This window comes from Photobacterium rosenbergii (assembly GCF_003026455.1).
Classification (GTDB): Bacteria; Pseudomonadota; Gammaproteobacteria; order Enterobacterales; family Vibrionaceae; genus Photobacterium; species Photobacterium rosenbergii.
Genome location: NZ_PYMB01000001.1, coordinates 1,289,198 through 1,310,922 on the forward strand (window position 1 = coordinate 1,289,198; position 21,725 = coordinate 1,310,922).

The 21,725-nt window shown below is 48.2% G+C and carries 17 protein-coding genes; 10 read left to right on the forward strand and 7 right to left on the reverse strand.

Annotation, left to right across the window (positions count from 1 at the left end; translation table 11 throughout):
- Positions 1-1,092 carry an agmatine deiminase gene (gene aguA / locus C9J01_RS06105; protein WP_107297190.1) on the forward strand — a complete coding sequence of 364 codons (1,092 nt, stop codon included), beginning with the start codon at positions 1-3 and terminating at the stop codon, positions 1,090-1,092.
- A gap of 179 nt (positions 1,093-1,271) precedes the next feature.
- Positions 1,272-1,454, forward strand: a complete 183-nt coding sequence (locus C9J01_RS06110) for a lipoprotein (protein ID WP_107297191.1) — start codon at positions 1,272-1,274, stop codon at positions 1,452-1,454.
- A 286-nt stretch (positions 1,455-1,740) separates the two neighbouring features.
- On the opposite strand, the gene C9J01_RS06115 is transcribed toward C9J01_RS06110, so the two are convergent.
- The gene (locus C9J01_RS06115; RefSeq protein WP_107297192.1) at positions 1,741-2,997 is read right to left on the reverse strand and encodes a D-amino acid dehydrogenase; all 1,257 of its coding nucleotides are present in this window, start codon (positions 2,995-2,997) and stop codon (positions 1,741-1,743) included.
- A gap of 170 nt (positions 2,998-3,167) precedes the next feature.
- Between C9J01_RS06115 and C9J01_RS06120 the strand changes: the two genes are divergently transcribed.
- Positions 3,168-4,064, forward strand: coding sequence for a LysR substrate-binding domain-containing protein (locus C9J01_RS06120; RefSeq protein WP_237156883.1), 897 nt, complete (start codon positions 3,168-3,170; stop codon positions 4,062-4,064).
- A 155-nt stretch (positions 4,065-4,219) separates the two neighbouring features.
- On the opposite strand, the gene C9J01_RS06125 is transcribed toward C9J01_RS06120, so the two are convergent.
- Both C9J01_RS06125 and C9J01_RS06130 read right to left on the reverse strand, forming a co-directional pair.
- A complete protein-coding gene (locus C9J01_RS06125) occupies positions 4,220-5,749 on the reverse strand; it encodes a hypothetical protein (protein WP_107297194.1) in 1,530 nt (509 codons plus the stop codon).
- Between the two features lie 400 nt (positions 5,750-6,149).
- Positions 6,150-7,052 (reverse strand): LysR substrate-binding domain-containing protein, encoded by a 903-nt coding sequence (locus tag C9J01_RS06130; protein ID WP_107297440.1) that lies wholly within the window; start codon positions 7,050-7,052, stop codon positions 6,150-6,152.
- Positions 7,053-7,287: 235 nt separating this feature from the next.
- Here C9J01_RS06130 and nagE point away from each other — a divergent pair, with 235 nt between their 5' ends.
- Positions 7,288-8,742 (forward strand): N-acetylglucosamine-specific PTS transporter subunit IIBC, encoded by a 1,455-nt coding sequence (gene nagE, locus C9J01_RS06135; protein WP_107297195.1) that lies wholly within the window; start codon positions 7,288-7,290, stop codon positions 8,740-8,742.
- A gap of 211 nt (positions 8,743-8,953) precedes the next feature.
- Here nagE and C9J01_RS06140 read toward each other — a convergent pair whose 3' ends face one another.
- The 3 genes from C9J01_RS06140 to C9J01_RS06150 form a co-directional block, all read right to left on the reverse strand.
- Entirely contained in the window at positions 8,954-11,032 is a 2,079-nt protein-coding gene (locus tag C9J01_RS06140; protein WP_107297196.1) for a DUF4962 domain-containing protein, read from the reverse strand.
- Positions 11,033-11,350: 318 nt separating this feature from the next.
- Positions 11,351-11,821, reverse strand: a complete 471-nt coding sequence (locus C9J01_RS06145) for a GNAT family N-acetyltransferase (protein ID WP_107297441.1) — start codon at positions 11,819-11,821, stop codon at positions 11,351-11,353.
- A 136-nt stretch (positions 11,822-11,957) separates the two neighbouring features.
- Positions 11,958-13,268 carry an MATE family efflux transporter gene (locus C9J01_RS06150; RefSeq protein WP_107297197.1) on the reverse strand — a complete coding sequence of 437 codons (1,311 nt, stop codon included), beginning with the start codon at positions 13,266-13,268 and terminating at the stop codon, positions 11,958-11,960.
- A gap of 341 nt (positions 13,269-13,609) precedes the next feature.
- Between C9J01_RS06150 and C9J01_RS06155 the strand changes: the two genes are divergently transcribed.
- Genes C9J01_RS06155 through C9J01_RS06170 form a run of 4 tightly spaced genes read left to right on the forward strand, consistent with a single transcriptional unit; the run spans position 13,610 to position 18,451 of the window.
- Entirely contained in the window at positions 13,610-14,365 is a 756-nt protein-coding gene (locus C9J01_RS06155; protein WP_107297198.1) for an ATP-binding cassette domain-containing protein, read from the forward strand.
- A gap of 8 nt (positions 14,366-14,373) precedes the next feature.
- Entirely contained in the window at positions 14,374-15,177 is an 804-nt protein-coding gene (locus C9J01_RS06160) for an ABC transporter ATP-binding protein (protein WP_107297199.1), read from the forward strand.
- Between the two features lie 23 nt (positions 15,178-15,200).
- Positions 15,201-16,694: an ABC transporter substrate-binding protein gene (locus C9J01_RS06165; protein WP_107297442.1), complete on the forward strand. Its 1,494-nt coding sequence runs from the start codon at positions 15,201-15,203 to the stop codon at positions 16,692-16,694.
- Between the two features lie 35 nt (positions 16,695-16,729).
- Positions 16,730-18,451, forward strand: a complete 1,722-nt coding sequence (locus C9J01_RS06170; RefSeq protein ID WP_107297443.1) for an ABC transporter permease subunit — start codon at positions 16,730-16,732, stop codon at positions 18,449-18,451.
- Between the two features lie 92 nt (positions 18,452-18,543).
- Here C9J01_RS06170 and C9J01_RS06175 read toward each other — a convergent pair whose 3' ends face one another.
- Positions 18,544-20,001 (reverse strand): NCS1 family nucleobase:cation symporter-1, encoded by a 1,458-nt coding sequence (locus tag C9J01_RS06175; RefSeq protein WP_107297200.1) that lies wholly within the window; start codon positions 19,999-20,001, stop codon positions 18,544-18,546.
- A gap of 274 nt (positions 20,002-20,275) precedes the next feature.
- Here C9J01_RS06175 and C9J01_RS06180 point away from each other — a divergent pair, with 274 nt between their 5' ends.
- Positions 20,276-20,935: a GntR family transcriptional regulator gene (locus C9J01_RS06180; protein WP_107297201.1), complete on the forward strand. Its 660-nt coding sequence runs from the start codon at positions 20,276-20,278 to the stop codon at positions 20,933-20,935.
- A 34-nt stretch (positions 20,936-20,969) separates the two neighbouring features.
- The gene (locus C9J01_RS06185; RefSeq protein WP_107297202.1) at positions 20,970-21,725 is read left to right on the forward strand and encodes an aspartate/glutamate racemase family protein; all 756 of its coding nucleotides are present in this window, start codon (positions 20,970-20,972) and stop codon (positions 21,723-21,725) included.

A 21,725-nucleotide genomic window follows, 5' to 3' on the forward strand; every position in this document is an offset into this window, starting at 1 on the left:
ATGAGCAAACGAATTGATTCAACACCACGACAAGACGGCTTCAGAATGCCAGGCGAACATGAACCACAAGCCGCAGTATGGATGGCATGGCCTGAGCGCACCGACAACTGGCGCTTCGGGGGTAAACCGGCGCAGACAACCTTCGTCAAAGTTGCAGAAGCTATCTCCCAATCAACCCCGGTCAATATGGTAGTGAGTGCCCAGCAATTTGAAAACGCCCGCCAGATGCTGCCAGACCACGTCCGCCTGGTCGAAATGAGCACTGACGATTCATGGATGCGGGATATCGGCCCTTCTTATGTGGTTGACAAGGAAGGTCATAGGCGCGGCGTCGATTGGCACTTCAACGCTTGGGGCGGATTGGTCGATGGTTTGTACTTTCCTTGGGATAAAGACGATGCAGTCGCACAAAAGGTGTGTGAATTCCATGGTGATGCCAGCTACCGTGCGCCTATCGTCCTCGAAGGCGGCTCCATCCACGTTGATGGCGAAGGAACACTTTATACCACCGAAGAGTGCTTACTCCACCCAAGCCGTAACCCAGACTTGTCCAAAGAAGACATCGAGCAGGTCCTTTACGACTACCTTTCAGTGGAAAAAGTCGTCTGGATCCCAAGTGGTTTATACAATGACGAAACGAACGGTCATGTCGATAACCTGATTCATGTTGTTCGCCCAGGTGAAGTGGTGCTGACTTGGTGTGAAGATAAGAATGACCCGCAGTATGACATCTCACGTCAGGCATTAGATGTGCTTGAAACCCAAACGGATGCGAAGGGACGGCAAATCAAAGTCCATAAACTGCCAATGCCGGGGCCTTTGTTTATCTCGGAAAATGAAGCCAGCGGGGTTGATGTGTCTGATGGGATGGAACGTACTCCGGGTGAGCGTTTGGCTGGCTCGTACGCCAACTACCTCGTTACCAATGATCAGATTGTCTATCCATTGCTTGATGACAACCTAGATGCCGAGGTAGAGGACTTACTCAACGACCTCTACCCTGGCTACAAAGTCACTGGCGTCGATGCAAGGGAAATTCTATTGGGCGGGGGGAACATCCACTGTATTACCCAGCAGGTGCCTTGTGTTTAACCCCCATGAGTTAGGTTAAAGACAGATACTCTACAATTTCACTTAAACAAAGCGAGTGCGGTTTTACCGGCTCGCTTTCAACCATTTCCAAATTGACTTCTCGCTGACACTTCCCTGACACAAATCACGGCCAAAAAACATACAGTGCGCACCCCAGTTTTACTTAAGCCCTTTTGAAGATGAAAAGAATCACTTTGCTGCTTGTGCTATTTGCCACTGTGACCCTGACAGGTTGCCAACTGACCCATGTTGAAGGGGAAGTCGAAGGCGTAACCATTAAGGCGTCAACCAAAGATAGTCACCACAGCCACGGCAACGGGAGCTTCTGCCCTCCAGGCCAAGCCAAAAAAGGCAATTGCTAACGAGCATTACATTGCGTGAAGCCGCGAGTCGAGCGGCTTCACAGTTACAAATCCCTCTTCCATACCAAATTGCACTACCCAATAAGTCATTTAAGTTATAATGGTTCTATTATCAGGTAGGATCATTAGAGAGCTTATGGATATCAATAATCAGATATTAATCATCCTGTTACTGGCTGCAGCTATTTGCTTTATTGCGATACACTACATAGATAAATTCATGAACCGCAATAAAGACAAGAACAAAAATAAATAGCAATCTCCGTTTTAAAATCCGCGTTCAGGCTTAGTTGATATAACGATACACATCCAGACCTGTAGTATCGATATCCGTTTCTGTACCGCTGATAATGTCGGCCAGCAGCTTGCCTGAGCCACATGCCATGGTCCAGCCCAACGTGCCGTGGCCTGAGTTGGTATACAGGTTTTTAATCGGTGTTTTGCCAATTACCGGCGTGCCATCTGGTGTCATTGGCCTTAGCCCAGTCCAGTACTCCGCCTTTTCTATCTCGCCCCCTTGCGGGAACAAGTCCTGAATCACCATGGCAATGGTTGCCTTGCGCTTTTCTGCCAAGTTCAAATCAAACCCTGCTAGCTCAGCTGTCCCGGCAACCCGGATCCTGTCATCAAACCGGGTCATCGCCACCTTGTAGGTCTCATCCATCACGGTAGAAATAGGAGCAGCCTCACCGTTTTTTACCGGCATGGTCAGTGAGTACCCCTTAACTGGGTAGACGGGGACAACAATACCAGCCTGAGATAACACCTGCGGTGAATAGCTTCCCATCGCCACCACGAAGGCATCCGCTTTGAACTCGCCATTACTCGTATGTACCGAGCTAATCCGGTTCTCGTCGACTACCAGCCTAGTTATCTCTGTATCAAACCTAAAGTTCACCCCGGCTTGCTTGGCTAGCTCTGTCAATTGCTGACAGAACAGATAACAATCGCCCGTTTCATCATCAGGCAAGCGCAAACCGCCCACCAACTTGTCTTTTACCGCAGCCAAGGCAGGCTCGGCAGCAATGCACCCAGCCACATCCAACTCCTGATAACGGGTGCCACTTTCGGCCAGCAACTCAATATCTTTTGCCACCGCTTCTAACTGCTTGTCGGTGCGGAACACTTGTAAAGTACCCTGCTGGCGACCCTCATAATTCAAATCAAAGTCGTTGCGCAGCTGCTTTAAGCACTCGCGGCTGTAATTGGCGATTCTCAGCATCCGGGACTTATTGATTTGATATCGGGCCGTATTGCAGTTCGCCAACATTTTGCTGGCCCAGAGATATAACTCAGGCGAGACCGAAGGCTTGATCTTCAAGGGAGCGTGTTCCTGCAATAACCATTTCATGGCTTTGACCGGAATGCCAGGTGCAGCCCAAGGTGATGAATAGCCGTATGAGATTTGCCCAGCATTGGCGAAACTGGTTTCCTCAGCACTGCGCGGCTGACGGTCAATGACCGTGACATCATGCCCGGCTTGGCGCAGATACCAAGCAGAGGTCAACCCAACCACACCACTACCCAATACAATAACTTCCATCTCAATCCTCAAAACTAAACCAAAGCAAATCATCCAGCCAATCTGGATGAAGCACGCATTATTGTGCGAGCAAGAATCCTTTATTTACATTCTGCTAACAATCGATAATATTTAAGGGCTGTGTTTAGAAATACTAAACACAATCAAATGACGTCATTTCGAGGATTAATGTGAGAGCAAGTACATTCGCCGGCCTCGCCACTTTTGCCGTTGTGGCTAAACACCAAAGCCTGACCAAGGCAGCACGAGAATTGCACCTAACAACAGGGGCGCTGAGTCAACAAATCAAACAACTAGAGCACCGATTGGATATCACCTTGTTCCACCGCCATTCTCGCGGGCTCACCTTGACTGACAGTGGCAAGCAGTTGTTTGATGTGGTGGATCTTAGTATTGGGCAAATCAAGCAAGTATTAGCTGAACTAAAGGCCCCGCAAACCAGTACGGAAATACGGCTTAAACTCACACCTTCTTTTGCCTTCAAATGGTTGGTGCCCAAGCTCCATGACTTTAACCGCCAGTACCCAGAACTCAAGGTACAGACCTTTGCCGATGGTGCACTCGTTGATCACCGGTGTGATGATGTGGATTTGGTGATTGATTACTGCCAGTTCGACACTGATACCAACGGCGGCGAATTATTACTTGAGGAACACCTCGTCCCAGTTATGAGTCCGGCATATTACAACAGTTTCAATTGGCAATCTGAAAGCATATGGCAAGAGATCACTTTGCTACACGATGCAATGCCATGGCAGGGAGCGCAAAAAGATCAGGAATGGCTTAGCTGGTTTGATTCGATGAAGCTAGAGTTGGCTCAGTTACCGCAAGGACACTATTTCAATCGAACCGATATGGCGATGGCAGCAGCAGAAGCGGGGCTCGGTGTAGCCCTTGCTCGCCAAGCCTTGCTGGGCAGCGAAGTTGAACAAAACCGATTAGTCACCCCCTATCCCGCCATTAAGGCCGAGGCCGGATATTTCCTATATCGTCAGCACAATACCCCTGCTGTTGAATGCTTCTGTCAGTGGTTAAGCCAAACCATCACACAGCAACGAAACCGATAACACAACCACCGATAACGCAACCACCTGTAACACAACCAATAGAAAATTGCGGGTAAAAAAAGCCACCGCCATCAACTCATTTTTTAGAGTTGCTGACGGTGGCTTTATTCGGTTATTCGGCGATTAAGTTACGCGATACTGAGTAACTCGCGCACTTACACTGAGAATGCTGAGAAAAGCACGCCCAGGGAACCGATGATGAATACGGCCATAACCGCTTTGCTCGCCATCGGGCCATTATTCTCTGCCGCTTTACCAAACAGGCCAAATACCAGTGGGTGAACCAGGAATGGCGTAGCAAAGATGAAGGTGATCATACTCGCCGCTTCCGCACCGAACATACCGCCCTGGGTTGCTGCAAACAGACCAAAGTGAGATAGGCCAGACGCTGCTGCCATAGAGGCGTTTTCGATTGGCATACCGGCAAAGTGCAGGATGGTGAAACTACCGAATACTGCGGTGATCTGCCAGCCGAACGAGAACTGCATCAAACCTTTGATTTCCATCTCATCGTTGCCATTAGCTTTGCGTAGGTTCTTGGTTGCTAGGTAAACACAGCCCAGACCAACTAGAACAAGAGGAACAACCCACTGCACTAGAAGTACGCCGCTTTCTGCACTTGCAGCCAAGATGGTGAATACGAAGATATGGCCTAGGAAAGGTACGTTAATCATGATAGGCGCACGACCTGCAGCCGTTGCACCAAGATCACCCGCTGTACATGCGCCGGTCAGGCCTGAGTGAGACAGACCGCCCGCCATACCCGGTGCCAAGTTACGCACATGGTTCGCATTTGCCAGGAAGATTAGGATAGCAAGACCACCGAACATCCAGAACATCTGACCGGCAAAACCGTATACGATTACGCTCTGTAGACCTGGGATGCTAAACGCTTCCATCATGTGAGAACCACCCACCAAGAAGCTACCAGTTAGTACGACAGGGATACCGGCAAAAAGGAGCGCGTTCATTGTTGGACCCAACTTCCACTTAGGCATTGCCATGCCTAGGCCAGAAGAAAGTACCATCGCGAAGAAGATTTGCGGTAGGCCGATAAAGCCTGATACCAACTGGGAAATACGAAGCGAAATGATCAAAACAGCAATAATAGCGATGACTTCAACCACACCGCGTACAAGGTAGTTACGCTTGTTGGCAATTTTCGCCTTGCTATCGATAAGGATCAGGGAAATCGTCATGCCTACATACGCTAGCGCCATGTAAGACTCACCAAGAGGGTGAGAGCCACTGCGGCCTGAAATCAGCGCAGAAACCATCTCGATACTCATCAGTAGCACGAATGCACGGATCACATACACCAATTGGGTGCTTGTGGTACCGACGAACACTTCATGTTTACCCGGCTCAACCAAGCTTTCCACACTGCCCAGCTGCTTCATCAACAAGCGGCGGATTTCCTGTCCACCAACGAAGAATGATGCAATAAGCGCAATGACCGTAGTCTGGCCCAACAACACAATAACCGGGAAATCACCCAAGCCAGGTTGAGCAAGCCCACTTTCTACAAATAGCGTACCCATTAGCAGACCGAAAACAACGATCATCAGCACTGCTGAATACTTAGTGCCCGCAACAACGGTACGAGCGAGTAAAACCATGATAACGACAGCAACCATGGAGAAAAACAAGTGATTGAAAGCCACTAGATAGGATAAGTTTTCCATCAAAACTCCAAATAAAACCGCCTCAAAAAAAGCGGTAATTAAACTTATTTACCAGTAAGCATCCTTGCTTGCTCATTAAACTTTGAACTTAAAAAAGAGCTCAAAAAAAAAGGCGCCGAACTGACGTCCGATGCCTCGCTGTATTGTGTATTAACTAGGGTGTTTACCACTATTTCAAAAGTGTTACAGTGCAATTCAATCGTTACTATTTCTGTCAAAGCGAGCAGGCCGCCCCCATATGAAACTACGACCTGTTTAATCCTGTTCTTATTTGAAAAAAAACTCTTTATTTTTATTGGTTAATCGAAGATCAGAGCAAAAAAAATCCCTACCTACCATAATTTCAGAATTTAGTGTGCCCCTGTGAGGAACGGAAAAAAACTGTGACTTGCTAATCAATTTAACATTTGGACATATTTATATCCGAACTATCGAGATCAAACTGATTTTCCTGCTCAACTTCCTGCGCCAGCCAGCGGGCAAAAGCCTGGAATTTAGGCCGCTTCTGCATCCCTTCCGGACATACCAAATCATAGCCCAAACCGTTATTTATCGACTCAAATGGAGCAACAAGCTCACCGGATTGTAAATATGGCAAAACAAAACGAAGACGGCCCATCGCGACACCGAGCGACTGCCTTGCTGCCATGATGTCATGCTCGTAAAGGTTAAAAGTACATGTCCGGCGGTAACAATTGATATCCAGCCCCATCTTATCCAACCAGCGAGACCAAATTTGTGAGCGGTCACCATGGATAAATGTTACGTCCTCCAATCGGTTCATTTTGCCCTCCTCGAGTTCAAACTGCCGCGCATAATCAGGGGAACACACGGGGATACGGCGCTCATCAAACAACCGGGAGCTGTAACAATCTGGGTAGTGGCCGCTACTATAGAAAATAGCGGCATCCAAGGGTTCATATTGAAAATCTGGCCGGTAACCTTTTACCTTCACCCGCAAATTTAACTGCGGATACAGTTCACGAAACTTACCAAGGCGTGGCATCAACCAACTACTGGCAAAGGCCGGGGAAGTTCCGATATATAACTCGCCACTCAACTCATTACTTATAATATCCTCAAGTTCATTGAAGATACTTTCGAATGACTGGTTCAAGGTCAAAAGCAGCCTTTCCCCTTCCGGCGTCAATTCCATTCGGCGGGTCAACCTGACAAACAACGGAAAGCCCAACTGCTTTTCGAGGTTTTTGATCCTATGACTTACCGCACCTTGGGTGAGATTAAGCTCCTGCGCAGCTTTGGTGAAACTGAGGTATTTGGCCACCACGCTGAATGAATGCATATTGGCCAGCAGTTGTTGTTTTCGCTCCACTATCCCTTCCAATCACTAAGCTGCCTAAATCGGCATGCATTAAATTATTTAATACATTCTACTGCACTTTTCGTTTGTCCGTCTCCCTGAAATTGCCGATGATGAGCGCCATTAAATTCACAGTTCATTTCTGGCAAGTGGATTGCCGGGCGCGCTTGCGCTGCCTGAAAAAGTTTCTTCACCTCACAAAATAACAAGGTAAATCATGAACATACTTGGATATCTACAAAAGGTCGGCAAGGCCCTTATGGTACCCGTAGCGACCCTACCCGCTGCGGCTATCCTAATGGGGATTGGATACTGGATGGACCCCGTCGGTTGGGGTTCGGAAAGTGTCGCGGCAGCCTTACTCATTAAATCAGGTGCTGCCATCATTGATAATATGGCGGTGTTGTTCGCAATCGGTGTCGCCTTTGGCTTAAGCCGGGATAAAAGCGGCTCTGCCGCGCTGTCCGGTTATGTTTGCTTTATGGTACTGACCACACTGCTTTCCCCTGCGGTGGTTGCCCAGCTCAAACACATTCCAGCCGATGCGGTACCTGCGGCTTTCTCAAAGATTGCCAACCAGTTTGTCGGTATCCTTGTCGGTATTGTCTCGGCTGAAATCTACAACCGCTTCCACGAGGTCGAATTGCCTAAAGCACTGGCTTTCTTCAGCGGCAAGCGTTTGGTTCCCATCCTGACATCAATCGCCGGTATCGCAATGGCCTGTATCCTGCTGGTTGTCTGGCCGGTCATTTATGATGCATTGATTGCATTCGGAACCCAGCTTCAGTCTATGGGTGCTGTGGGTGCAGGCCTGTTCGGCTTCTTCAACCGTTTGATGTTGACCATCGGTATGCACCACGCTTTATATCCAGTGTTCTGGTTTGACGTTGTCGGCATCAACGACATTCCGAACTTCCTTGGCGGTGCGCAATCTATCGCCAACGGTACTGCAGTCGTTGGCCAGACCGGTATGTACCAGGCAGGCTTCTTCCCTATCATGATGTTCGGCCTACCGGGTGCAGCTTTGGCTATCTACCAATGCGCAGACAAGAAAAGCAAAGACAAAGTCTTCTCTATCATGCTGGCAGCGGCAATGGCATCTTTCTTTACAGGCATTACTGAACCACTAGAATTCAGCTTCATGTTCGTCGCCCCTGTGCTTTACCTGATCCACGCCGTACTGACAGGTATTTCACTCTACATCGCCGCGACAATGGAATGGATGGCAGGTTTCGGCTTCTCGGCAGGCTTGGTTGACCTAGTACTTTCGAGCCAGAACCCATTAGCAACCAAATGGTACATGCTAATTGTGCAGGGCCTTGTGTTCTTCGGCCTTTACTACAGCATCTTCCGCGTGACCATTACCAAGTTCAACTTGATGACACCGGGACGCGGCGAAGATGAGCAATCTGGCGTCAACAAAGAAGACATGGGCGAGTTGGCCAATGCTTATATTGCGGCAATCGGTGGTAAGGAAAATATTCTTGAAGTTGATAACTGTATCACCCGCCTACGCTTGACGGTAAAAGACTCCTCCATTGCGGACAAAGAGGCGATGAAAGCACTCGGCGCTGCCGGTGTGGTAACCATTGGTTCTGGCGGCCTGCAGGTTATCGTCGGCATGGGCAAGGTTGATAAAGTTGCCAAGGAAATGAAAAATCTGTTGAGCTAATGACTTGGAAACAAATAGCTTAATACCTAGCGTCTAAACGGTTCCCCCGAGAGCGAATTGTTAACCGCATCAATTCCCCCTGATGCACACCCAAACATTTCGCTCTCACCCTTTCTGATGCTGTTTCTTTTACAGCAATGAAAAAGGCCCTAGGTTTTTCAACCTAGGGCCTTTTGGCTGTATCTAGAACAGGCTTAAACTGTTCGGCTGATTACAGCTCGATAGTAACGGTTTCGCCGTCAACAGTTAGCATTAGCGTGTTGCCTTCAAGCTTGTGAGACACCTCAACCTGTTCGCCGTTGTTCTTGTTAGGAACAAGTAGCGTTAGGATGTTGTGCTCTTTAGCCGCGCCGAACTCAACTTCTACGTGACGGTGGATTTCTAGATCCTTGTACTCGTATGGGTCAACCTCACCGAAGCCTTCAACGTTCTTCACAGAAAGAATGTTGTCTGCAGACTCGTTGATGAAGTTCACGTCTAGGTGCGCTTTCTCACCACGGATAGTGAACGACTTGTCAGCCACTTCGTTAGCGAATGTCGTGTGCATCAGCCAAGTCATGTCTTTCTCTTCAGAAAGTGTCGCTTTGTCCTGCATCACGAATACTTTACCCTGTACGAACCAGATCTTACGCTTGTAAGATTCGATTTCAGGTACGAAGTACTTGTAAGAAGCCGTCGCATCACCTTCAACCATTTTCACGTCAGACTCAGTGTCGTAGTCAGTGATCTGGCCGCCCGCTTCGATACAGAAGCGATCTTGGTGGTTTTCATAACCTGTGTTCTTGTTCTCGCCGTACTGACCTTTGCCACCGAATAGAGGCAGGTTCTTAGAGAACGTTTGACGACGCCACTTGGTGTGCATGTCTACACCGAAGCCACCGTAGTAGCCAGTGATTGCCGCTAGGGTCTCACCGAATGCGTGTAGGGTGAATGCGTTCTGGTCACCGTGTGAGTGAGAGATAGAACCAAATGGTGAACACTTGAATACCATGTGGATGTGGTTATCACGCTCAGTCATCTTGTTGTGGAACGCCGCCCAACCAGTGATTGGGAACACTTTCAGTAGTGGGTCGTTCGACGGTGCTTTCTCTTCTGGTGCATCCCATAGGATGTTGAAGCGAAGATCGTCGTAGCCAAAGTCCCACCAACCGAAGTTGTAGAATTTAGTGTGAGCTTCAGTATCACGGCCTTTCAGCTGGTTGTAGTACCACACGTACTCTGGCTTCTGGTTAACACCCGCGTAGTGCTTGATGTTGTAAGCCAGTTTCAGGCCAGGGAAGTCACCGATTGAAGACTGGTCACAGAAGCTCGCACGCTTAGAGTGAACAGGCATACAGTAAAGCGGGAAATCACCGGTGTTTTCGTAGAATGTCTTGTTGAACATATCTACGCCACAGTAAGCTTTCAGTAGGTCGAATGCTTCGCCCAAGAATGCAGTCTGGGTGTTCCAGTAATCAGGACCTTCCGCCCAACCACCGTCTTCACCACCCCATGGCGGGTAGTGTACTGCGTAGTACTCTAGCGCGTATGCGATGTACTCGCCCGCTTTCGGGTGATCGTGGTAAAGCGCGATACACGTTGGGATAATCGCAGAAGAGATAGAACGAACACCGTGGCTGTTCAGCGGGTTGTTCAGTAGATCTACCGTTACTTTCAGGTGGTGCATGATTTCGTCTAGGCGTTCAATCAATGCATCTTGAACCTGCTGGCGCTCTTCGTCTGTGAAGTGAGCGTGTAGCCAGTCGTAACCCCAAGCCATTGCCGCGATAACACGGAATGCAGCTTCATCGTTGTAGCCACGAGAAGTCACGCCTTCTGGATCGTAAGTAGAAAGTTTTAGAGTCCAAGCTTTTGCTTTTGCGATTAGCTCTTCGTCTTCTTTTACGATACCGGCGATTGCCAGATTACGTGTTGCGTTAAGTGCCATCTGGCAATCAACGTACATTTGACGCCAGTAAGGACGCCATAGCGACGCTTTACCCACTGTTTCTTCTGGGTAAGGCTGTGGCTCTGCGTAAGGTTCTGTGTCTAGGAACTTAACGGTTGAGTTGTTCCAGAAATCGTCGAACATGCAGTATGACTCGTCAGCCTGCACCTTCGCTTTAAAATCTGCTAGATCTTTAGCTTGAACCAGAAGACGAGGACGCTCTTCGCTCAAGTTGTCTAGGAAAGAAAGGTCGAAGTCACGCTTTTGTACTTCGATAGGGAGTAGGTCTACAAGGTTACCAGCTGAAGTATCATTTTCCAGCTTCATCTTCCTGATCGCATCAAGAGATTTTTGGTTGCTCATGCTAACTCTCTTATATCAATGAAAGTGTATGGGGATTGGTATAAATCAATTAATGCTATTGTAATACAATAAGGGGAATAGTCACCACCCTGACACGAATTTTTACTTATTTCGTGATATGGCGATATGCAACAAAGCGCAATAATGACACTAAAACAAAATGCTATGCATCCAGTTTTACTTAGGCGAATTTAAAGATGGGGCGAGTTTTAAAACATAGCCAAGGAACAGGCTTCTGACCAATCCCCCTCCTCTCCATGTCTATGAGATTGCAGGAGGATTGATAACAGATAGAACTGGAGAGATGTTGGATAGCCCTTAGGCCGGCAGTGTCGAGAAACTCTGGCGGGTTACCGGTCCCCAATACGGGTCCTGGTAGATATCTTCCACATAGCTTTCTTGGGTAAAAGCACCAATGGCCCTGCGCCAGAACGCGATAGCATGTACCGCACTATCGATTTGCTTGCTCTCCCACTCGCCGGGCATCATGGCAAACAATTGATGGGCAAACTGCTGCCCCATCTTGTTCTTGCGGAAAATAGGCACGACGTAGAAATCGCACACTTCGTAATGACCCGCAGACGTCTCCGCAATCGCTGCCAATCCAGCCGGTGCATTGTCGATATAAAGCAGGAATCCCATCACGTTGCCGCCAATCAAGGTATCCATAGCGAACAGCCCATTTTCATCAGGCATTTTCTTGGTATAGACGGAGAACTCTGCCTCATAGGGTTGCGACAGGTTGAGGTAGGTTTGCATGTTGGTCTGATCGACACTGACAATTTTCACGGTGGCTTCCACTAGGCTGATTATCATTATCTTCTTAGGCTATTACAGCCCAGTGGATACCGCAATAAACACCTAGCAGCAGGAAGTTAGAGGATGCTAGGTGTCTACTGCTAGGTGCGCCTGTAGCCAGGGGCCATCAAGCTTGGAGGCACTTCTGTTTAACTTGAGAAATGAATGGGTACAGGAAGGCAAAACGGCCAACATAGAACAGGGTAAAAGCAAGCCATAGCCCGTGGTTACCCATACTGTCTACCGTAAAGTAAGTGACAATCAGGAAGACAACCAAAGTCGCGATACTTGAATCACGAACCGGACGGGTGGTGCCAGTTCCAGTAAATATGCCGTATACCGTCAGGCCATAACCCGCTACCAACGGGAACAGCAATAGCCAAGCCGACATACCTTCGAACAAATCAATGATCGATGGGATCTGGGTAAACAACAGGACCAAGTCATCCTTGAACAGGGCAATGAAAGCGGTCATCACGACCACAAACAACGTAGTCCATTGGAAATTTAGCTTAAGCACGTCTTTGAGCAAGCCAGGGTTCTTTTCACCCACAGCCTTTCCGGAAAACACGCTCGATGCATTGGCAACACCATCGAACATATAGCTGATGATAAAGGTTACCTGCATCAGGATAGCATTGGTCGCCAGCACATCCGCCCCCAAACGTGAACCGGTTCGTGCCATCATGTTGAAGAAAATCAAAATACAAACAGTCCGCAGCATCAAGTCGGTATTTGATGAAATAATGGTCTTGAGATCGGCTTTACTGATCTTTGCCATGCCAAGGTACTGCCACAGTGAAAAATCACTTGTTTTCAAAATCAACGCCATACCGATAGCAAAGGTGGTTGCCTGAGCAATCAAACTGGCAAACGCCACCCCGGCGACACCGAAGTCAAACCAGAGAACGAAAATGGCATCTAGGATAATATTGAGCACATTACCAAAGACTTGGGTAAACAGGACTTCCTTCACCTTCGCCTGCCCCATCAACCAACCTATAACGGTATAATTAAGCAGTACCAGCGGGGCACCAAATATGAGGATATCAAAGTAGGTCTTGGCGTGGACGGCAACATCCGCTGCGGGTTCTATTACCCATAAAGCCCCCTGCCAAATAAGCGACTGGGTCAAAATAAAGATCAATCCCACTAGCCCTGACAGCATAAAAGGGCGGATCAAACTGCTGGCTTTGGCTTCATTGCAGTTCTTGCCCATGGCAATAGCACTCTGTCCGGTTGTACTGACCCGAAAAAAGCCAAACAACCAGTAGAGCGTGTTCATTATAACGGTACCGATAGCCACCCCGCCTATTAATTCAGCAACACCCAAGCGGCCAATAACAGCGGTATCGACAGCACCAAGCAAAGGTTGGGTGACGGTCGAAATAATAAACGGAATTGCAATCTTGTAATAATCTTTGTTTGTTAAAGCCATGATCTATATCGTTCAGATGTAATATTTTGAGGCGTTTCTTGGGCCAGCAAAAAGCCCCTAAAGGCACTCGCTGAGAAAGAATCGGAGTGCTTTATTTACCCAACTTAAGGCAGGTTCGAATCTGTCACTCGGCACGAAATGAGAATTATTACCACAGAAGCTCATTATTTCCTAATCTTTTCATAAATTATAAAACTGCAAAAAATAACACTTTTAGGGCAAAAAAGTGCATAAATGCGTTTTTTTACCATGAAAGTACTATTTATTATTCAACACAGCCTCTTGTCATACTTTAAAAAATGATTATCATTGTTACTTTATAACATTACATTGATAGCCAGATGACCGCACCACTACTTTCCGTCAGCCAGTTAAGTCTCATTCACGACAAAGGTTCGCTGTTTAAGAACATCGCATTCGAAGTCAATGCTGGAGAAATCTTGGCGGTAATGGGGCCATCGGGTATCGGTAAGTCAATGATGTCAAAAGCCATTGCTGGATTCCTGCCCAAAGGTATTCAACCGCAAGGCGAAATACGTATTGCGGGTAATGAAGTTGCCCAAATAAACTTGCTAAAGCGCACTCCAGAGCAACGTGCTGCGGTTATTTTCCAAGACCCACTTCAGGCTTTGAACCCTCTGGCTCGCATCGGCACGCAACTGAGCTTAGCGCTCAGTGCGGGGAATTCTAAAAAAGGTTCGGGCAAAGACGTCATCTGTTCTTTGCTTAGCCAGCTTGGTTTTGAACAGCCGGAACAAACTCTCAAACACTATCCAAGCCAGCTTTCAGGCGGCCAGCGCCAGCGAATTTGTATTGCCATGGCACTGCTTGGCAGTGCACAGGTTCTCATCGCCGATGAACCAACCAGCGCATTGGACCCCGTGACCGAGAGAGAAATCCTCGATTTGCTAAGAAGCAGCATCAAGCAGCAGGGCATTGCCGGCGTCTTAATCACCCATGATCTTCACAGTGCGCTAGCTTGTGACAAGCTCGTAGTCATCGATGAAGGGCAAATGGTGGCCTACGGCAAACCACAACAAGCCCTGCTGCAAAGCCAACACCCATTCTGCCACCAGCTACGCCAGTTGATGGTATAGGAGCACACATGCATCATCACAACAGGGGGTCGGCCCAACTTCGTTTCGACAATGTCAGTGTGCATTACTACTCAAGGCCAAGTTGGCTAGGCGGAAAGCCCTTCGTCGCGCTGAACAAACTGAATTTAAATGTTGATCAGCAAAGCCTAGCAATTGTCGGCCCTTCCGGTGCGGGCAAGTCGACCTTGATTGAATTACTATTCGGCCTGCGACAAATCAGTGAAGGTGAGGTCTACCTTTGCGAGCAACCGCTTTCTCAAATTTCGGCACAGCAACGCCAGCAACTGTGCCGACACATCCAGCTTATCCCGCAGGAGCCGCACACTAGCCTGAATCCTTATTACACAGTGAGGGAGATTCTGACAGAGCCACAACACTGTGTAGGTATGACCGAAGGTTGCGAACAACGTCTGCTGCAGGCCCTTGCTGATGTCAACTTAAGTGCTGACCTGCTTGAGCGCAAGTCAAACCAACTGTCACTGGGCCAAGCCCAGCGGGTTGCTATTGCCCGAGCACTTGTGGTTGAACCTTGTGTATTAGTTGCCGATGAACCCACCAGTAGCTTGGATCCCGTCAGCCGCCGGTACATTCTCGATTTGCTCCAAAATCTGCAAAAGCAAAGGGATATGAGGTTACTTCTAGTGACCCATGACCTAAGTGCCGCCAAAGAATTATGTGATGAGATCCTAGTACTCGCTCAAGGAGAAGTCGTTGAGTACGGTACCGCAGAAGAGATCTTTGACAACCCGACCCACCCTATCAGCCAATCGTTGGTAGATATGCAATATCCATCGCAAGCCATTGCGAGCTAACTATGATTATCAAGGACATTATCATGCCCTCAAACCTGCTTAAAACCACTGTTGCCGCTGGCCTAATGCTAGCCCTAAGTGGTTGTTTCGATTCATCTACAGACAACACAGCTGCAAACGAAGGCGCAGAAATTCATCTTGCCATGATGCAGCCGCCACGTACTGGCCTTTCACCTTTGTCTGATGATGCGTTCAAACTTTCCCGCTGGAGAACCGCTGAGACTCTTGTTGAGTTGAACCCACAAGCTGAAGCTTTACCGAAACTCGCGACAGAATGGGAGCAGGTTGATGATCTGACTTGGCAATTTACTATCCGTGATGGTGTCACTTTCCATGATGGCAGCAAACTGACAGCTGAAACTGTTGTTAATTCTCTAGAGAAGGCCTTCGCGGCGGCACCTAAGCCACGTATTATCGACGGTATCGAATGGCAAGTTCGTGCCTTAGATAGCATGCGTGTCGAAATTAAAACCGAGTTTAACGACCCACTTCTACCTAGCCGCCTTTCGAGCCCGCAGCTTTCTATCCTTGCCGCCAGTGCTTACCAAGATAACGGAAGTGTTAACCCGACCCGCACCGGTAGTGGCCCTTTCATCCTGACCGAAATTAACGGTGCAACCAGTGCAAAACTAGAGCGCTTTGATGATTACTGGGGTGAGAAAGCCAAAATCGCACGTGTAACCGCTGAGTATGTGCCGGACGGTTTCGCCCGTGCTGCAGCACTGCGTACCGGTACAGCAGACGTCGTTGAAGCCGTGCCTGTTTCTCAGTTAGCGCTGATTGATCCTGAGCTTCTTCACGAAGTCAGCATGCCTCGTACCAATACGCTGTACCTGAACAACTCGTCAGAGGTATTCAGTAAGCTTGAAATGCGCAAGGTTGCTGCTGCTGCCATTGACCGTGAGCAGATCATCAAAACGGTTTACGAAAACCGTGCTGACAAAGCCGATGGCCTACTTGGTCCAGCGCTTGCTTGGGCAGCTCCAATCCGCCCTGATGCGCCAGAGCTTGAACAAGGCCTGAAAGCCAATGGCGAGAAAATTGTCCTTGGTACATTTACAGACCGTGCAGAGCTTCCAGAAGTTGCCGTTTTAGTTAAACAACAACTAGAAAGTGCCGGTTTTAATGTAGAACTGGATATCCGTGAGTACGCCCAAATCGAAAACGATGCCCTTGCCGGTAACTTTGATATCTTCATGCTGTCACGTGCCACGGTACTCGATTCAGGTGACCCAGTCGCTTATATGATGAGTGATTTCGGTTGTGAAGGCTCATTCAACCTAGGTCAATTCTGTTCAGAAGAAGTGGATGCGGCACTGACCCATGCCGATCTTCAACCGCTAGGTGAAGCTCGCCAGAAAGCGACCATTGAAGCGGAGCAGATCATCCTCGGCCAATACGCAGCGATCCCTCTACTACATGAGCGTGTCATCCAAGGTGAGAGCCTACGCGTTCAAAATGCAGAGCGTGACCCACGCGAACGTCTGCTTGTCACTGAATTTACGGATGTGAACTAAGCACAATGCGATTTGCCAACCTTTCAGGTTCTCCTATGCTAAATCGCTCACTACCATGGCTGTCACGCGCAGGGGCACTGTCGGCCATGGTCGTGCTGGTTGGCTTATTGCCGGATATTGCCGGCATTGATCCTACCCAAGCGATTCTGCGTGCCCGCTCAGGGCAACAGCGCATGATGACGCCGGAGGCCCTAGAAGCAGTCCGTCAGGATCTGGGACTGCACCGAACCAGTTTGGAAAGGCTTTGGGACTGGCTTACATCCCTTTTTCAAGGTGACCTCGGTGTCTCTTGGATTGACGGCAGTCCTGTCAGCCAATCAATAATGAGTGCCGCTGGCACCTCATTATTGTTGATGGCTTGTGCATTCGGCCTGACCTTGTTGTTCTGTGGCATCAGTGTCCAGCACACCATGTGGCAATGGCGACGGAACCGACTGGATAAGCTCAATGGCAGCATCAGTACAGTACTTATCACGCTGCCTGAATACGTAATAGCCACCTTGCTGATCCTGTTCTTCGCCATTTGGTTAAACCTGTTACCTCCTTATGGTTGGCAGGGTTGGCAAAACATCTGGTTACCAAGCCTTGCTTTGGCATTACCTGCTACAGGCTTGTTTACCAAGCTGCTCAACGATAGCCTACAACGGGTTTTGGATGAACCTTGGGTCATCACCTGGCTCAGTGCCAATATAAGCTCTGTGCACATTGGCCGTTATGCGCTGCGCCGTGCCATTAGCAACCTGCTTCCGCAGATTGCTATGATCGTTATCGGCTTGACCGGTGGTGCGGTAACAGTCGAGCATATATTCTCCATTCCGGGAATTGGCCGGCTGACATTGGGGGCAACAGCCGCTCAGGACCTTCCGACCCTTCAGGGCGGGTTGCTGTTCCTTCTAGTTATGTCGATTGCTATTAGTAGCCTGACCATCCTTTTCCAACACCTATGGCTAGGACAAGGATTGAAGAGTGGCAAACTGATCACCAGTAACCCTCCACTCGGCTTTACTAAAAACCGCACTAAGCGCATTGTCAGTGCTTCTATCTTCCTGCTATTGGTTGGCTTTGCCTTATGGGCAGAAATGCGAGATCCCTACACCAGCCAGTTTAGCCGCTTGCTCTCACCAAGTTTGGCTGCGCCGCTTGGTGCCGATGCCGTTGGTCGTGACTTGTTGGCCCGTGTAGGCCAAGGGATGCTTTCCACCCTTAGCATGGGTGTGCTGGCAACAATCCTCAGCTTACTGGTCGGGCTCATCATGGGGTTCAACACCAAGCTCAGCCAGGGCTTGATTGAAGTCACCAAAGGGACACCGTATATCGTTGCCGGTCTGCTGGTTGCAGGACTTTCAGGTATGAATCCGAACAGTGCGCTTATCGCTGTGGTTTTGGTTTCCTGGGCACCTTTGGCCTCCCATTGTTCCAGCCTATTACTTGAAGCAAGGGCACAGCCACATATCCGTTTAGCACCACTTTGGGGTGTGGGTCGTTGGCGAATGTTGAGGCACTATCAACTGCCTTATATTTTACCGCCATTGTTGAGGCACACGGTCATGCGCTTTCCGCCTATTACACTAAGCCTGACAGCATTGAGCTTCATTGGCTTGGGCGCAAAGCCTCCTCATCCAGAGTGGGGATTGCTGATAGCCGAAAGCCTGCCTTACATTGAGCGTGCGCCGCAAGCGGTTCTGGCTCCTATCCTTGGTCTGGTCTTGGTAAGCATCGCTATTAATTTGCTGTTTGAAGACCAGCAGGAAAAATAAGCCAATATAAACAACAAACCCAGCAGCAATCATTCATTGCCGCTGGGTTTTCTTTTGGTTTGAAATAATGCTTAAGTGTTACTTGTTATTGATTACACTTCGTTCAGACTGACATGGTTGCGCTTTTTAACATTTAACTGCCATTCGTAACTCATCAGGAACCAATAACTCGCCGCTGCTAAAATACCGCCAATAAAGAGCGAGAAGTTTGCCAGCTCAACCACAATAAATGATGAGAACAGTGCCGCTACCGTTGATGGAATTAACGCATATATTGCATGTTTGTTTACGCCACCCTGATACCAATAACGGCTGGTTTTATCTTCGGTATATAGCGCAGAAATATCAATTTCTTGTTTCCTGATTTTAAAGTAATCAATGATAATGATGCCGTATAGAGGGCCAATCACTGCAGCTAGCACATCAACGGTATAATGAATGACTTCTGGATTATTGAACAAATTCCAAGGCGTAATTAATACCGAACCGACAGCGGCAATAAAACCACCGGTTTTGAAACTGATTTTCTGAGGTGACACATTCGAAAAATCAAAAGCCGGAGCAACAAAGTTAGCCACGATATTGATACCAATGGTTGCCAGAATAAAGGTAAAAGCACCGAGAATAATCACCAGGCCATTATCTAGGCGATGAACAGTTTCGATTGGGTCAGTAATGATTTCACCAAATACCGGCATTGAGGCGGCAACAATAATCACACTGAATAGCGAGAACAGTACAAAGTTAATCGGCAGCCCTAGGAAATTACCGAACTTCAGAGCCTTATAAGAGCTACAGTAACGAGAGAAGTCACTAAAATTCAAAGTAGGCCCTGCAAAATAACCTGCAACCAAGGCTGTTGCTACTGCCATCTGGGTGAAAGCGTCCCAACCAGTTAGTGATGACTCACTTAGGTTGAAATCGATATTCTGCCAACCTGCTTTGTATACCATCCAAACCGTCAGCAATGTCATTGCCAAATAAATAGCTGGGCCAGACCAATCAATCAGTTTACGGATTGCCCCCATACCGAACATGAAGACCATCGCCTGGGTTATCCACATAAAGACAAAGCCAAACCAGCCTAATGGTGATAAGCCTAAGAAAGACCCTTCGGTATAACGTCCATATTCCGGAGCAAAATAAAGGATCAGAACAATAAAGGCACTAGAAGCCAAGAACGTTTGAATACCATACCAAACAACAGCGATTAACCCGCGTATTACCGCTGGAATATTCGCCCCCAGCACACCAAATGACATCCGGCAAACAACAGGAAAAGGAACACCGGCTTTTTGTCCCGGCTTACCCATTAAATTAGCAAAATACTGGACAATCGAAATACCTAATATTAAACAAACAAAAACCTGCCAACTGGCTAAACCAAGTGCAAATAAGCTTGCAGCAAATACATAACCACCCACGGAGTGAACATCTGACATCCAAAAAGCAAAAATACTGTACCATCCCCATTTCTGCTCTTTCTCCGGAGCCAGATCATCATTAATCAATCTGGGACTGACCGTTACACCTTTAATTTCCTTATCCATAGTAATTCCCTCTCTCAATTGTATACAACTAATGTATACAATCATCATGCCAACGTTTTTATCCGTTCAAATAAATGGATTCATGGATTATATAAGCAAAAATAAGGTGTTATGTGCATCAATATGATGCAGGCTTGCCCCAAATTAGCGCGCTAAAATAGCGGTATCGCATTTTATTATTTGTTTATTTGCTTTTATTATGAAAATTCAATTAAGCTGATTGTATACGCTTAAACGCCATATTGTATTTAATGGATGCTATGGATTGATAACCATGATTCAATACGATGCTATTTATCTCAAAATTCGTGATGCAATTGTTACCCAACAATTAGTACCGGGTGTTCGCTTGCCAGAAGATAAGCTAGCCGAGAGGTTCAAAGTCAGCCGGACAGCGATCCGCAAGGTACTGCAACAATTGGCGATAGAGCGCTTCATTACGATCCAGCCTAACAAAGGGGCTGAAGTCAGGACGCCTTCTGCGACAGAGGCACAAGAAGTCTTTGAAAGCCGCATTCTGATCGAAACCGGCTTGATCCCTGCGATTGCCAAGCATTGGCAACCACACCATGCAGAGAAACTACGAAAGGTCATTGAGCAAGAAGACAGAGCCAAGGACGAGAACGATTTTGCCGCTGCAATCAGATATACCGCCTTGTTCCACATCGAGTTGGCCAAAGTTGCCAACAACGACACCCTGACCCAGTTTGTTGAACAGCTGGCTTTTCGATCCTCACTGATCATTGCCGTATTTGGCACCAAACACAGTGTCGGTTGTGATTGTGGTAGCCACATCGAACTTATTTCACTGCTAGACAACGGTGAGGTAAACGCCGCAAAAACATGGATGGAACACCACTTAGAGATCATTCAAAACAGCCTTGTATTCGACAAAGACAACAAGGCGGTCGATTTCGATACCCTATTCCATTAAGCACAGTTTTTTTACATCAACGAGGAGCCCACGGATGCGGATCCAGCTTATCAACCCCAATACCTGCCAGGGAATGACAGACAAAATCGCCCTATGTGCACAGCATATTGCCCTGCCAACCACCCAAATTACCGCCTGCTCCCCCGAGCATGGACCCGAGACCATCGAATGCGCCCGCGATGAAGTCTTAGCTTCAGCAGGGTTGCTCGACGTGATCAAAGAGTGTGAGCAAGAGACGAACAAGCCTGATGCCTATATTGTTGCCTGTTTTGGCGATCCGGCCCTTGATGCCGCTAAGGAACTCACCGAAGCTCCGGTGCTTGGTATTGCACAAGCTGCCTTTCATGCCGCTAGTTTAGTCGCCCATCGATTTTCGGTAGTCACTACCCTTGCACGCACAATCCCCACTGCCGAGCATTTACTGCAACGTTATGGCCTAGCGGAGCGTTGCTGTGCCATTCGGGCTATTGAGTTACCTGTTTTGGCACTGGAGAAATCCGACAATGCCACCTTCCAGCAGTTGTTAGCCGCCTGTCGGGAAACCCTCCATCATGATGGCGCAGAAGCCATCGTACTTGGCTGTGCGGGTATGTCAGATCTTGTTTCAGACTTGCAGAGTGAACTGGGTGTTCCTGTCATCGATGGTGTTACCGCAGCTGTCAGCCTGGCTGAGTCGCTCCATCGGCTATCCTTATCAACATCAAAGGTTGCAACCTATGCCCCGCCACCCGCCAAACCGTTCACTGGTCGTTACCAGCATTGGTCGGCAGTTGCAGGCAAGGAGGACTAA

Coding starts and splice junctions, on each gene's coding strand:
- C9J01_RS06155 (WP_107297198.1), top strand. CDS start 13,610: ATGACCGCACCACTACTTTCCGTCAGCCAGTTAAGTCTCATTCACGAC.
- C9J01_RS06110 (WP_107297191.1), top strand. CDS start 1,272: ATGAAAAGAATCACTTTGCTGCTTGTGCTATTTGCCACTGTGACCCTG.
- C9J01_RS06125 (WP_107297194.1), bottom strand. CDS start 5,749: ATGGAAAACTTATCCTATCTAGTGGCTTTCAATCACTTGTTTTTCTCC.
- C9J01_RS06160 (WP_107297199.1), top strand. CDS start 14,374: ATGCATCATCACAACAGGGGGTCGGCCCAACTTCGTTTCGACAATGTC.
- C9J01_RS06115 (WP_107297192.1), bottom strand. CDS start 2,997: ATGGAAGTTATTGTATTGGGTAGTGGTGTGGTTGGGTTGACCTCTGCT.
- C9J01_RS06130 (WP_107297440.1), bottom strand. CDS start 7,052: ATGCATTCATTCAGCGTGGTGGCCAAATACCTCAGTTTCACCAAAGCT.
- aguA (WP_107297190.1), top strand. CDS start 1: ATGAGCAAACGAATTGATTCAACACCACGACAAGACGGCTTCAGAATG.
- C9J01_RS06150 (WP_107297197.1), bottom strand. CDS start 13,268: ATGGCTTTAACAAACAAAGATTATTACAAGATTGCAATTCCGTTTATT.
- C9J01_RS06180 (WP_107297201.1), top strand. CDS start 20,276: ATGATTCAATACGATGCTATTTATCTCAAAATTCGTGATGCAATTGTT.
- C9J01_RS06140 (WP_107297196.1), bottom strand. CDS start 11,032: ATGAGCAACCAAAAATCTCTTGATGCGATCAGGAAGATGAAGCTGGAA.
- C9J01_RS06170 (WP_107297443.1), top strand. CDS start 16,730: ATGCTAAATCGCTCACTACCATGGCTGTCACGCGCAGGGGCACTGTCG.
- nagE (WP_107297195.1), top strand. CDS start 7,288: ATGAACATACTTGGATATCTACAAAAGGTCGGCAAGGCCCTTATGGTA.
- C9J01_RS06185 (WP_107297202.1), top strand. CDS start 20,970: ATGCGGATCCAGCTTATCAACCCCAATACCTGCCAGGGAATGACAGAC.
- C9J01_RS06175 (WP_107297200.1), bottom strand. CDS start 20,001: ATGGATAAGGAAATTAAAGGTGTAACGGTCAGTCCCAGATTGATTAAT.
- C9J01_RS06165 (WP_107297442.1), top strand. CDS start 15,201: ATGCCCTCAAACCTGCTTAAAACCACTGTTGCCGCTGGCCTAATGCTA.